The sequence below is a fragment of the Terrabacter aerolatus genome (assembly GCF_007991735.1).
In the GTDB taxonomy this organism is placed as follows: Bacteria; Actinomycetota; Actinomycetes; order Actinomycetales; family Dermatophilaceae; genus Terrabacter; species Terrabacter aerolatus.
This window is the reverse complement of record NZ_BJYX01000002.1, coordinates 105,884-118,386: the sequence shown is the minus strand read 5'-3', so window position 1 is coordinate 118,386 and position 12,503 is coordinate 105,884. Positions and strand designations below refer to the sequence as shown.

The following is a 12,503-nucleotide window of genomic DNA, read 5'->3' as shown; positions in this document are numbered from 1 at the left end:
AGGACGGCCTCCGGTCCCGCCCCGAATGCTGCCGCGGACCTGACCTGCCGTAGTCCCTCCCCGCGTCGTGGATGCGTGCCTATGATCGGGCCCATGCGTGGCAGGCACGAGAGCACCGGCGGGAGCCGGCTCACCGCGCCCGCTGCCCACCGCGCCGTGGCCGGACTCACGTGCCCGGTCGTCGGCTTCTTCGTCGCCCGGCTGCTCGAGCACCTCGTGCCCTCGTTGCCGACGGTGCTGACGTATGCCGTGTGCCTGGCCGTCGCGCTCACGCTGGGCTGGCGTGCGTGGTCGGCCCGGATCGACCTCGGCGCGCGGAGCCTGCGGGTGCACAACACGCTCGCCACGACGACGGTGGACCGGCGCGACGTGCGACGGGTGTCCTCGAGCGGCCGGCTCGAGTGGCGCCGCGGTGGGGACCGTCCGGTGCGGCTGCCCTCGGAGGCCCTGCGCGGGGCGTGGTGGACCCTCGGGACGGGCCGGACGGCATACGCCCTCAACCGCGAGCGGCTCGAGAGCTGGGCGCGCCTGACCGCCCGGCTCGACCTCGACCAGGAAGCCGCCTGAGCGCTCCCACACCCACCGCACACGTCGAGAGGCCACGAACCGGATCCCGGTTCGTGGCCTCTCGACGGTGGAGCCGGCTCAGTCCTTGGCGGCCTTGATCGCGTCGGTCGCCTGCGGGAGGACCGAGAAGAGGTCGCCCACGACGCCGAAGTCGACGAGCTCGAAGATCGGGGCCTCGTTGTCCTTGTTGACGGCGACGATCGTCTTGGAGGTCTGCATGCCGGCCCGGTGCTGGATCGCGCCGGAGATGCCGCACGCGACGTAGAGCTGCGGGCTGACCTGCTTGCCGGTCTGGCCGACCTGCGAGGTGTGCGGGTACCACCCGGCGTCGACCGCCGCGCGCGAGGCGCCGACGGCGGCACCGAGCGAGTCGGCGAAGTCCTCGACCTTCGAGAAGTCGCCCGCCGTGCCGCGACCGCCGGAGACCACGATGGCGGCCTCGGTCAGCTCGGGGCGCCCGGTGGCCTGCTTCGGCTTGGACTCGGTGACCTTCGCGCCCTTGGCGGCATCGGACGGGGTGAAGTCGAGCACCTCGTCGGCGGCCGCACCGGCGGCCTCCTCCGGGGTGGCCGAGTTGGGCTTGACGGCGATGATGGGCGTGCCCTTGGTGACCGTCGCCGAGACCGTGTAGGAGCCGGCGAAGACGGACTGCGTCGTGGCGACACCACCGTCGGCCGCCTGCACGTCGACGGCGTCGGTGATGAGGCCCGACTCGGTCTTGATCGCGAGGCGGGCGGCGATCTCCTTGCCCTCCGGGGAGGAGGGGACGAGGACCGCGGCGGGTGCCTTGTCGGCGACGAGCTGCGCGAGCAGCTCGGCCTGGGGCACGACGAGGTGCTCCAGCACCTCGGGCGACTCGACGCGGTAGACCTTCTCGGCCCCGAAACGGGCGAGGGTCTCCTTGGCGGCGTCGAAGCCGGCCCCGACGAAGACGGCGGACGGCTCACCGAGACGGCGGGCGATCGTCAGCAGCTCCGAGGTGGTCTTGCGAACCTTGCCGTCGACGTGGTCGACGAGCACGAGTACTTCAGCCATGGTGCGGATCTCCTTTGCTGGCTGGGAGTTTCAAGTCGAGTCAGACGAACTTGCGCTCGGTGAGGAACGCAGCGAGCTTGGCTCCGCCGTCGCCCTCGTCGGCGACGATCTCGCCCTGGGTGCGCGGCGGGCGGGCGGCGAAGGACTCGACCTTGGTCCAGGCGGCGTCGAGGCCGACCTGCGAGGCGTCCACGCCGAGGTCGGCGAGGCTCCACTGCTCGACGGGCTTCTTCTTCGCGGCCATGATCCCCTTGAACGAGGGGTAGCGCGGCTCGTTGATCTGGTCGGTGACCGAGACGAGGGCCGGCAGCGTGGCCGTGATCGTCTGGGTCGACGCGTCGCCGTCGCGGCGGATCGTCGCGGTGCTGCCCTCGACGGTCAGCTCGGACGCGAAGGTGACGGCCGGCAGGCCGAGGCGCTCGGCGAGCATGGCCGGGACGACGCCCATGGTGCCGTCGGTGCTGGCCATGCCGGTGACGACGAGGTCGACGTCACCGATCTTCTTGATGGCCTCGGCGAGCACGAGCGAGGTGGCGACGGCGTCGGACCCGTGGATGGCGTCGTCACTGACGTGCACACCCTTGTCGGCGCCCATCTGCAGGGCCTTCTTGATGGCGTCGGCAGCGGCCTCGGGGCCGACCGTCAGCACGGTCACCTCCCCCTCGCCGGCCTCGACGATCTTCAGGGCCTCCTCGACCGCGTACTCGTCGAGCTCCGACAGCAGGCCGTCGACGTTCTCGCGGTCGGTCGTGTTGTCAGATGCGTTGAACGTGCGCTCGGCCTGGGCGTCCGGCACGTACTTGACACAGACGACGATGTTCATGGGTGAACGTCCTCTTCCGTTGCTGGTGGTGGTGCTCATGGAGCTGCCGGAGGTCGCTCCGGCACTGCCTGCCATCCTCTCACTGAGCGCCCGCTCAGTCCGCACGCCGGTGGCGTGACGCTCACCACCAGACCACCGCGAGCGTATGCCGTGGCCGACCTCGAGCCCGCCGGACGAGCCCGACGGCCGAGCCCGGGAGACGCGCTCGGCCGGGGCAAAACCGCTTGTCGGCGTTGGCGACCCGTGCCGAGGATGGGCGCATGTCGTTCACCTCACCGGCCCGTCCTGCCCCGCCGCGCGTCGCCATCGTGACGGGGGTCGGCCGGCGTCGCTCCATCGGTGCCGAGCTGGCCCTGGGCCTGGCCGCCGACGGGTGGGACCTCGCCCTCGGCCACTGGCAGCCCTACGACGAGCGGCTCGGCTACGAGCGCGGCGCCGACGACCCGTCCGCCGTCGCGCAGGAGTGCCGCGAGCTGGGCGGCCGCGTCGAGCTGCTGCCGGGTGACCTCGCGGACCCGGTCACGCCGGAGGCGCTCGTCGCCGCGGCGACCGAGCGTCTGGGACCGGTGACCGGACTCGTCATGTCGCACTGCGAGTCGGTCGACAGCGGCATCCTGTCGACGTCGCTCGAGAGCTGGGACCGGCACTACGCGGTCAACGCCCGCGCGACCTGGCTGCTGCTCCGGGCCCTGGCCGAGCGACTGCCCGTCCAGCCACCCGGCTCGCCGGCCGCCGCACGCGTCGTGGCGCTGACGAGCGACCACACGACGCACAACCTGCCCTACGGCTCGAGCAAGGGCGCCCTCGACCGCATCGTCATCGCGGCCGCCGGCGAGCTCGCCGACCGTGGGGTCCGGGCCAACGTCATCAACCCCGGTCCCGTCGCCACCGGATGGATGGACGACCGGATCCGTGCCCTCGGGGTCGCCGAGACCCCCGCCGGCCGGCTCGGCACGGCGCGGGACACGGCGGACCTCGTCCGCTTCCTCTTCTCCGACGCCGGAGCGTGGATCAACGGCCAGCTGCTGCACAGCAACGGCGGCTTCAGGACCGGCTGATCCGGCGCCGTGGCCCCCGAACCTGCGGCCGCACCACCCGCCACGGCCCGGTCCCGGCGCCGCGGCCCCCGAACCGTCAGGCGGGGTCGAGGTCAGCGGTCTCGAGGACGTGGAAGGCCGGCTCCTCGTAGGGGTGCGCGGCCCGGAGCGCGGCGACGACCTCTGTCCGCAGCGCCCGGTGCAGGACGAGCTCGACGCGGTTCTCCGCCACCGTCTCGAGGTCACCGACGACGCCGATCGTCGGGGTCGCTCCGGCCAGCGGGCGGAACTGTCCCGTGCCGCGGGTGACGAAGGCGCACTCCCGGTAGTCGCCGACCGCACCGGCCCCGGCGGCGAAGAGGGCGTCGAGCAGGGCGTCGGTGTCACCGACGGGGACGTAGACGACGAGGACGTCGAGGGGTCCGCGCCCCGGCTGCGCCGTCATGGCCGAAGGCCGCCGGGACCCTCGAGGCGGACCCGCCGGCCCCGAGGCCGCGGGTCCGCCTGGAGCGGTGGACGGGTCATCGACCCTCGAACTGCGCCTTGCCGGGGCCGTGCTCGACGAACGACGTCATGCCGATCTCACGGTCCTTCGTCGCGAAGAGCGACGCGAACAGCATCCGCTCGATCTCGAGGCCGGTCTCGAGGTCGACCTCGAGGCCGCGGTCGATGGCCTCCTTGGCGGCGCGCACGGCGAAGGACGCGGCCCCCACGAAGGTCGAGGCCCACTCGCGCGAGGCGGTGTAGACGTCGGCAGCCGGCACGACCTTGTCGGCGAGGCCGATGGCGAGCGCCTCCTGCGCGTCGACGAAGCGGCCGCTGAAGATGATCTCCTTGGCCCGCGAGGCGCCGACGAGGCGCGACAGGCGCTGCGTGCCGCCGGCGCCCGGGATGATGCCGAGGAGGATCTCCGGCTGCCCCAGCCTGGCGTCGTCCGCGACGACCCGGAAGTCGCACGCGAGCGCGAGCTCGCAACCGCCACCGAGCGCATACCCCGTGATCGCGGCGATGACCGGCTTCGGGATGCGCGCGACCGAGGTGATCGAGCTCATGAGCGGACCCGAGCGCTCGACCATGTCGGTGTACGACATGGTCTGCATCTCCTTGATGTCCGCTCCGGCCGCGAAGACGCGCTCGCCGCCGTAGACGATGACCGCCTTGACGTCGGTGCGCGCCGTCGCCTCGGCGGCGGCCTCGCGGATCTCCTCCTGGACCTGGACGTTGAGGGCGTTCATCTTCGGCCGGTCGAGGCGGATCGTGCCGATCCCGTCCTCGACCTCGAGCCGGACGAACTCGCCCATCAGGCGTCGCCGAGCGGGCCGGCCGGGGCGTCGTCCATCGGCAGCCAGGACTGGAAGAAGAAGCCGACGCTCTGCAGGATGTGGTTGACCGAGAGCGGCACGAGGATGTCGAGGTCGGCGTTCGGGGTGATGACGTGCTCGGCGCTCACGACGAGGCTCTCCTGGACGAGCGAGAGCTTGACGATGTTGAGCTGCATCGTCAGGTCGTTGCAGCGGGCGAGGCGCTCGTTGCGCTCGGGCGACACGGGGTCGGCGAGCTGCCACTGTCCGAAGAAGCGCACGAGGGCCAGGTCGCCCTCGGCCACCCGGGCGAAGAGGGTCGTGCTCGTGCCCTGGTCGTCGACGATGGCGAACTCGAGGTCGCCGTCCCCGTCGATGCTCGCCTCGATGCCGAGGCCCTTCAGCACCTCGAGGATGCGGTCGCGCACCGGGGCGTCGCTCGCGGCAGCGCCGTTGGGGGTGGGGCCGGCATCGGGCGTGCTCGGCATGAAGTTGGGCAGCGAAGTCGGATCGGTCATGCGTCCAACCGTAACGAGCCCACGCGGCGAGGTCGATCCGGCCCGGGAGTGGGGTCGGCCACCCCCTACGCTCTGACACATGTGCCCGCCTCCGCCCGCGACGCCCGACCTGCCTCCGGAGCTCGGGGTCCGGCTGACAGCCGACGGGGCCCAGTTCTGCGTCTACGCCGGACACGCGCGCTCGGTGGACGTCTGCCTCTTCGACGAGGCCGCCGACGGGACGACGACCGAGCGCCGGGTCAGGCTCCGGCACCGGGCCCACGGCACGTGGTTCGACACCGTTCCCGGCGTCGCGGCGGGCCAGCGCTACGCCTTCCGCGTCGACGGTGACTGGGACCCCGACCGGTCCCTGCTGCACAACCCCGCCAAGCTGCTCCTCGACCCGTACGCCCGGGCCATCGAGGGCGGGGTGCGCCTCGATCCCGCCGTCTACGGGCACCGCGTCGGGCCCGACCTGCGCGGAGACCTCTGGGTCCGCGACGACCGCGACTCGGCTCCCCACATGCCGCGCTGCGTCATCGTCGAGGACGAGTTCGACTGGGATTCGGACGACTTCCCCCGACGCTCGCTCACCGAGTCGCTCATCTACGAGGTCCACGTCAAGAACGCGACGAAGCTGCACCCCGGCGTTCCCGAGCACCTCCGGGGGACGTATGCCGGCCTGGCCCACCCGGCGTTCGTCGAGCACCTGCTGGGGCTCGGTGTCACGGCGGTCGAGCTGCTGCCGGTCCACACCTTCACCCACGAGCCCGACCTCGTGCTGCGTGGGCTGACCAACCACTGGGGCTACAACACCCTCGGGTTCTTCGCGCCCCACGCGGCGTACGCGTCGACGAGCGACCCGCAGGGTGCCCTCGACGAGTTCAAGACGATGGTCAAGGACCTCCACGCCGCCGGCATCGAGGTGCTGCTCGACGTCGTCTACAACCACACCGCGGAGAACTCCCGCGACGGCATGACCCTCTCGTGGCGCGGCCTCGACCAGCGCGCCTACTACCGCGTCGACGGCCGCGGGCGGGACATCGACGTCACCGGGTGCGGCAACACCCTGGACCTGACGCATCCCGTCGTCGCCCGGATGGTCCTCGACTCGCTGCGCTACTGGGTGCAGGAGTGCCACGTCGACGGCTTCCGCTTCGACCTGGCCGTCGCCCTCGGCCGGGGCAAGGACGACGGCTACGACCGCGACCACCCGTTCCTCGTCGCGCTGCGTACCGACCCGGCGCTCTCCCGCGCCAAGCTCGTCGCCGAGCCGTGGGACCTCGGCCTGCACGGCTGGCGCACGGGCCAGTTCCCACCCCCCTTCTCGGAGTGGAACGACCGCTACCGCGACGCGACACGCACCTTCTGGCTGCGCGACCTCGCCGCCTCGGCGGCGGGTGGGATCGGCCACGGCGTGCGTGAGCTCGCCACCCGGCTCGCGGGCTCGCAGGACCTCTTCGACCGGCACGACCGCGGGACCATCGCGTCGGTCAACTTCGTCACCGCGCACGACGGCTTCACCCTCGCGGACCTCACGGCATACGACACCAAGCACAACGGGGCCAACGGTCACAGCGGGACCGACGGCTCCAACGACAACCGGTCGTGGAACCACGGGGTCGAGGGACGCACCACCGACCCTGACGTCGCCGCGGCCCGACGACGGTCGATGCGCAACCTGCTCGGCACGTTGCTGCTCTCGACCGGTGTCCCGATGCTCAACGCCGGCGACGAGCTCGGGCGCAGCCAGCGGGGCAACAACAACCCGTACTCGCAGGACAACGAGATCAGCTGGGCCTCGTGGGAGCTCGAGCCCTGGCAGGAGGACCTGCTCGAGACGACTCGGCACCTCGTGCGTCTGCGGCACGAGCACCCGGTGCTGCGGCAGCGGGCCTTCTTCTCCGGCAGGAGCATCCACGCCGACGGCTCGACCGACCTGGCCTGGTTCGGAGCCGACGGTGAGCCGATGGGCGAGCGCTGGGACGGACCCGCGGTCGCCGTGCTGCAGGGGCTCTACAACGGCGCGGCGATCTCGGAGCGGTCGGTGCTCATCGTCGTCAACGGCTCGGCCGGCGGCGCCGACGTCACGCTGCCCTCGGCACCCGGCGCCACGGCCTACGAGCTGCTCTGGGACAGCACGCACGAGCGGCCAGCGCCTCCGTCCGGCTCCGTCCCGGCAGGGCACTTCGTCGCGATGGGCCCGTCGTCGATGCAGCTCTGGCGCTCGGTGGCGACCCACCGCCCCTGACCGCTGCGCCGGCGCTCACGGCAGACGGAGAGCCCGGACCCGTGCGGGTCCGGGCTCTCCGGCGTCGTCGACGGTCAGGCGTTGCGGGCCAGACCGAGCTCGGCCGGTCCGGCGAGACCGGTGTGCTTCGGCACGACCCGGACGCTGTAGCCGAACGAGCCGGTGCGACGCAGCGGCTGCGACCCGGCGAACTGGTGCCGTCCGTCCTCGTAGGACTCGACGAGCGCGAGCGGTGCGACCTCCATGCCCCACAGCTCGTCGACATCGTTGACGTGACCGTGCACGAGCTGCACCTCGACGTCGTCGGGCGTCAGGCCGTCGAGGGCGACGTAGGCGCGCAGGTCGAGGACGTCGCCGATCTGCGGCGAGTCCGACAGGCCCGAGGGCTCGACGTGCTCGACGCGGACCTTCGGCCAGGCCGCACGGATCCTGGACTTGTAGGCCGCCAGGTCCTTGGCCCCGGCGAAGTCCGACCCCCCGACCGAGCGCCCCGCCCCGGCAGCCGGGCTGTAGAGCTGCTCGGTGTAGTCCTGCACCATGCGGCTGGCCAGCACCTTCGGGCCGAGCGTCTTGAGGGTGTGGGTCATCATGTCGATCCAGCCCTGCGGCAGGCCGGCGGCGTCACGGTCGTAGAACTTGGCGGCGACGTCGTTCTCGATGAGGTCGTAGAGCGCCGAGGCCTCGATGTCGTCACGCCGGTCGGCGTCCTCGACACCGTCGGCCGTCGGGATGGCCCAGCCGTTGCGACCGTCGAACCACTCGTCCCACCAGCCGTCGAGGATCGAGAGGTTGAGGCCGCCGTTGAGGGCCGCCTTCATGCCTGACGTGCCGCACGCCTCGAACGGGCGCAGCGGGTTGTTGAGCCAGACGTCGCAGCCCGGGTAGAGGTGCTGGGCCATCGCGATGTCGTAGTTGGGCAGGAAGACGATGCGGTGACGCACCTCGGGGTCGTCGGCGAAGCGGACCATCTCCTGGATGAGGCGCTTGCCGGTCTCGTCGGCGGGGTGCGACTTGCCGGCGATGACGAGCTGGACGGGGCGCTCCGGGTGCAGCAGGAGGCGCTTGAGCCGCTCGGGGTCGCGCAGCATCAGGGTGAGGCGCTTGTAGGTCGGCACGCGCCGGGCGAAGCCGATGGTCAGCACGTCGGGGTCGAGGATGTCCTCGACCCAGCCGAGCTCGGCGTCGCTCGCCCCGCGCTTCTGCCACGAGGAGCGCACGCGGCGGCGCACGTCGGCGACGAGCTTCTCGCGCATCTCGCGCTTCGTCGACCAGACGGCCTCGGCGGGCACCTCGTCGATGCGGCCCCAGGCGTCCTCGCCGGCGATGTCGGCCGTTCCGAGGTACGTGCGGGCCACGTCGTAGACGGCGCGGTCGACCCACGTCGGGGCGTGGACACCGTTGGTGATGCTGGAGATCGGGACCTCGACGTCGTCGAAGCCCGGCCACAGCCCGTCGAACATCTCACGGCTGACGACGCCGTGCAGCTGGGAGACGCCGTTGGCGCGCTGGGCGAGCCGCAGCCCCATGACGGCCATGTTGAAGATGCCCGGCTGGCCACCGTCGTAGTCCTCGGCACCGAGGGCGAGCAGCCGCTCGACCGGCACACCGGGGATGGCGTTGGCGCCACCGAAGAAGAGGTTGATCTTCGCGGCGTCGAAGCGGTCGATGCCGGCGGGGACGGGCGTGTGGGTCGTGAAGACGGTCGCCGCCCGGACGGCCTCGAGGGCGTCGTCGAAGGTCAGGCCGTGGTCGCGGACGAGCTCGGTGATGCGCTCGACGCCGAGGAAGCCGGCGTGGCCCTCGTTGGTGTGGTACACCTCCGGCGTCGGGGCGCCGGAGAGGCGCGACCACAGGCGCAGGGCGCGCACACCACCGATGCCGAGGAGCAGCTCCTGCTCCAGGCGGGTGTCGCCGCCGCCGCCGTAGAGCGACTCGGTGACCTTGCGGGTCTGCTCGTCGTTGCCGGCGACGTCGGAGTCGAGGAGCAGCAGGGGCACGCGGCCGACCTGCGCCTTCCAGACGTGCGCGTGCAGCTCGCGACCGGCGGGCAGGCTGACGGTGACGACGGCGGGCGTGCCGTCCTCCTCGCGCAGCAGCGACAGCGGCAGTCCGTCGGGGTCGAGCACGGGGTAGGTCTCGACCTGCCAGCCGTCGCGGTTCAGGGACTGCTTGAAGTAGCCGGTCTTGTAGAAGAGGCCGACGCCGACGATCGGCACGCCGAGGTCGGACGCCGACTTGAGGTGGTCACCGGCGAGGATGCCGAGGCCACCGGAGTACTGGGGCAGCACCGAGGTGATGCCGAACTCGGGGCTGAAGTAGGCGACGGCCGCGGGGGCAGCCTTGCCGGCGGCCTCCTGCTCACGGCTCCACGACTGGTACCACCGCTCGTCGGTGAGGTAGTGGTGCAGGTCCTCGTTGGCGGCCACGACGCGCCCGACGAAGTCGTCGTCGGCGGCGAGCGACGCGAGCTCGTCGGCCGACAGGCGCGAGAGGAGCTTGACGGGGTCCTCCCCCGCCTGGGCCCACTTGCGGGGGCTGATGCTCTCGAACAGGTCGCGGGTCGGCGGGTGCCAGGACCAACGCAGGTTGCTCGCGAGGACGCCGAGGCCCTCGATGCGGCTCGGCAGGACGGTGCGGACGCTGAAGCGACGGATGGCCTTCACAAGGGGACAGCATAGGGGGCGCGATGACGGGTTCTTGCAACCCTTGCAGCGGGGTTTCACCCACCGGACGGACCCGCTCCGCCTCATGGGCCAAACGCTGCAACTTCGATACGGTCGATCCCGTGACTGGCTCAGCGAAGAAGCATCGTTCCAGCAAGCCGACCCGCGTGCGCAGCGCCGCACCCCAAGCACCACGACGCGCTGACGCCACCCCGACCGCAGACACCGCCTTCGTCGACGACACCGCGGCGGGAGCCGTCCACCTCGCGCCCGACCACCCCGTCAGCACGCCGCCGACCGTCGAAGGTATGCCGGGTGCCGCGCTCCCGATGGGCCGCATCCCCGTGAGCGACGTCCGTCCCCTCGTCGACGGTGGGACCCGTCCCGCGAAGTCGGTCGTCGGTGAGGAGTTCACCGTCCGGGCCAAGGTCTTCCGCGAGGGCCACGACGCCGTCAACGCGACCGCGGTCCTGACCGACCCGGACGGCACCGACCACTACTTCGCGATGCACAGCGACAACCCGGGCCTGTCCGAGTGGTCCACCTCGGTCGTCGCCGACCGCGAGGGCTGGTGGACCTACCGCGTCGAGGGCTGGTCCGACCCCTACGCGACGTGGGTGCACGACGCCGGCATCAAGATCGCCGCGGGGGTCGACGAGGACCTCATGTGCGCCGAGGGCGTGCGCGTGCTCGAGCGCTTCGCCGAGTCGGTGCGCGGCCTCGGGGTCGACGCGTCCGAGATCGACAAGGGCGTGCTGGCGCTCGGGGACACCCGCTCCCCCGCCGCCCACCGCTTCGGTGCCGCGACCTCGCCCGAGATCACGGGCCTCGCCGCGCTCGTGCCGCTGCGCGAGTTCGTGTCGGCCTCACCGGCATACTCCCTGCTCGTCGAGCGCGAGCGCGCGCTCTTCGGCGCGTGGTACGAGATCTTCCCCCGGTCCGAGGGCGCGCACCGTGACGAGACGACCGGCGAGTGGGTCTCGGGCACCTTCCGCTCCGCGGCCGAGCGCCTGCCCGCCATCGCCGCCATGGGCTTCGACGTCGTCTACCTCACGCCGATCCACCCCATCGGCACGACGGCGCGCAAGGGCCGCAACAACTCGCTGAGCGCCGAGCCGGGCGACCCCGGATCCCCCTACGCCATCGGCTCGCCCGACGGCGGCCACGACGCGATCCACCCCGACCTCGGCACCTTCGAGGACTTCGACCACTTCGTCGCAGAGGCGAAGAGCGCCGGGCTCGAGGTCGCCCTCGACATCGCCCTCCAGGCCTCCCCGGACCACCCGTGGGTCCAGACGCACCCGTCGCTGTTCACGACGCGCGCCGACGGAACCATCGCCTACGCCGAGAACCCGCCCAAGAAGTACCAGGACATCTTCCCGCTCAACTTCGACAACGACCCGGCCGAGGCCTACGCCGAGGTGCGCCGCGTCATCCAGGTGTGGCTCGACCACGGCGTGCGCATCTTCCGAGTCGACAACCCCCACACGAAGCCGGTCGCCTTCTGGCAGTGGCTGATCGCCGACGTCGCCCTGACCCACCCCGACACGATCTGGCTGTCCGAGGCGTTCACGAAGCCGGCGATGATGCACCACCTCGCCAAGGCCGGCTTCCAGCAGAGCTACACGTACTACGCGTGGCGCAACGCGAAGTGGGAGCTCGAGGAGTACGGCCGCGAGCTCGCCGGGGACGACACCGGCGCCGCCTACATGCGCCCGTCGTTCTGGCCCACCACCCACGACATCCTCACCCCCTACATGCAGTACGGCGGGCCCACGGCGTGGAAGCTGCGCGCCGCCGTCGCGGCGACGATGTCACCGACCTACGGCATCTACGCCGGCTACGAGCTCATGGAGCACCTGGCCCGCCCCGGCGCCGAGGAGCAGCTCGACAACGAGAAGTACGAGTACAAGGACCGCCAGTGGTACCTCTACGAGCCGGGCGGCCCGCTCGAGAGCCGCTCGCTCGCCTGGTACCTCAAGCGGCTCAACGACATCCGCGGCTGGCACCCGGCGCTGCGCTGGCTGCGCAACCTGCGCTTCCACGCGGCCGACGACGAGAACGTCCTCGTCTTCAGCAAGTCCCGCGTCGTCGACCCGGCCACGGGTGAGCGCGACACCGTCCTCGTCATCGCCAACCTCGACCCGCACGCGACGCGTGAGACGTGGGTGCACCTCGACATGGAGGCTCTGGGTATGGCCACGTGGTCGACCTTCGAGGCGCACGACCACATCACGAACCAGACGTGGGAGTGGCGCCAGGACAACTTCGTCCGACTGGGGCCCGACTCCGAGCCCGTCCACATCATCCACGTTAGGAGCCACTGACA

Annotated in this window: 10 protein-coding genes; 4 read left to right on the top strand and 6 right to left on the bottom strand. The window is 71.6% G+C overall.

Annotation, left to right across the window (positions count from 1 at the left end; translation table 11 throughout):
• Window positions 1–93 precede the first annotated feature (93 nt).
• On the top strand, window positions 94–567 hold the full coding sequence (locus tag TAE01_RS02915) for a hypothetical protein (RefSeq protein WP_147063238.1): 474 nt from the start codon (window positions 94–96) through the stop codon (window positions 565–567).
• Between the two features lie 78 nt (window positions 568–645).
• On the opposite strand, the gene TAE01_RS02910 is transcribed toward TAE01_RS02915, so the two are convergent.
• Entirely contained in the window at window positions 646–1,602 is a 957-nt protein-coding gene (locus TAE01_RS02910) for an electron transfer flavoprotein subunit alpha/FixB family protein (RefSeq protein ID WP_147063237.1), read from the bottom strand.
• 40 nt (window positions 1,603–1,642) lie between these two features.
• Window positions 1,643–2,425: an electron transfer flavoprotein subunit beta/FixA family protein gene (locus TAE01_RS02905; protein WP_147063235.1), complete on the bottom strand. Its 783-nt coding sequence runs from the start codon at window positions 2,423–2,425 to the stop codon at window positions 1,643–1,645.
• A 260-nt stretch (window positions 2,426–2,685) separates the two neighbouring features.
• Between TAE01_RS02905 and TAE01_RS02900 the strand changes: the two genes are divergently transcribed.
• Entirely contained in the window at window positions 2,686–3,483 is a 798-nt protein-coding gene (locus tag TAE01_RS02900; protein ID WP_147063233.1) for an SDR family oxidoreductase, read from the top strand.
• Window positions 3,484–3,559: 76 nt separating this feature from the next.
• On the opposite strand, the gene TAE01_RS02895 is transcribed toward TAE01_RS02900, so the two are convergent.
• The 3 genes from TAE01_RS02895 to TAE01_RS02885 form a co-directional block, all read right to left on the bottom strand.
• On the bottom strand, window positions 3,560–3,907 hold the full coding sequence (locus TAE01_RS02895) for a YqfO family protein (RefSeq protein ID WP_147063231.1): 348 nt from the start codon (window positions 3,905–3,907) through the stop codon (window positions 3,560–3,562).
• Window positions 3,908–3,983: 76 nt separating this feature from the next.
• Window positions 3,984–4,763 (bottom strand): enoyl-CoA hydratase/isomerase family protein, encoded by a 780-nt coding sequence (locus TAE01_RS02890; RefSeq protein WP_147063229.1) that lies wholly within the window; start codon window positions 4,761–4,763, stop codon window positions 3,984–3,986.
• Window positions 4,763–5,281, bottom strand: a complete 519-nt coding sequence (locus tag TAE01_RS02885; RefSeq protein ID WP_147063228.1) for a YbjN domain-containing protein — start codon at window positions 5,279–5,281, stop codon at window positions 4,763–4,765. Before TAE01_RS02885 ends, TAE01_RS02890 begins: the two co-directional genes overlap by 1 nt.
• Window positions 5,282–5,360: 79 nt before the next feature.
• Between TAE01_RS02885 and glgX the strand changes: the two genes are divergently transcribed.
• On the top strand, window positions 5,361–7,511 hold the full coding sequence (gene glgX, locus TAE01_RS02880; RefSeq protein ID WP_147063226.1) for a glycogen debranching protein GlgX: 2,151 nt from the start codon (window positions 5,361–5,363) through the stop codon (window positions 7,509–7,511).
• Between the two features lie 74 nt (window positions 7,512–7,585).
• Here glgX and glgP read toward each other — a convergent pair whose 3' ends face one another.
• On the bottom strand, window positions 7,586–10,174 hold the full coding sequence (gene glgP / locus TAE01_RS02875; protein ID WP_147063224.1) for an alpha-glucan family phosphorylase: 2,589 nt from the start codon (window positions 10,172–10,174) through the stop codon (window positions 7,586–7,588).
• A gap of 122 nt (window positions 10,175–10,296) precedes the next feature.
• On the opposite strand from glgP, the gene TAE01_RS02870 reads away from it, so the two are divergent.
• On the top strand, window positions 10,297–12,501 hold the full coding sequence (locus tag TAE01_RS02870) for an alpha-1,4-glucan--maltose-1-phosphate maltosyltransferase (RefSeq protein ID WP_147063222.1): 2,205 nt from the start codon (window positions 10,297–10,299) through the stop codon (window positions 12,499–12,501).
• Window positions 12,502–12,503 lie beyond the last annotated feature (2 nt).

Bases quoted from the DNA above. Each gene is read 5' to 3' on its own strand.
- TAE01_RS02915 (WP_147063238.1), top strand. From the start codon at position 94: ATGCGTGGCAGGCACGAGAGCACCGGCGGGAGCCGGCTCACCGCGCCC.
- glgX (WP_147063226.1), top strand. From the start codon at position 5,361: ATGTGCCCGCCTCCGCCCGCGACGCCCGACCTGCCTCCGGAGCTCGGG.
- TAE01_RS02885 (WP_147063228.1), bottom strand. From the start codon at position 5,281: ATGACCGATCCGACTTCGCTGCCCAACTTCATGCCGAGCACGCCCGAT.
- TAE01_RS02890 (WP_147063229.1), bottom strand. From the start codon at position 4,763: ATGGGCGAGTTCGTCCGGCTCGAGGTCGAGGACGGGATCGGCACGATC.
- TAE01_RS02895 (WP_147063231.1), bottom strand. From the start codon at position 3,907: ATGACGGCGCAGCCGGGGCGCGGACCCCTCGACGTCCTCGTCGTCTAC.
- TAE01_RS02910 (WP_147063237.1), bottom strand. From the start codon at position 1,602: ATGGCTGAAGTACTCGTGCTCGTCGACCACGTCGACGGCAAGGTTCGC.
- TAE01_RS02900 (WP_147063233.1), top strand. From the start codon at position 2,686: ATGTCGTTCACCTCACCGGCCCGTCCTGCCCCGCCGCGCGTCGCCATC.
- TAE01_RS02905 (WP_147063235.1), bottom strand. From the start codon at position 2,425: ATGAACATCGTCGTCTGTGTCAAGTACGTGCCGGACGCCCAGGCCGAG.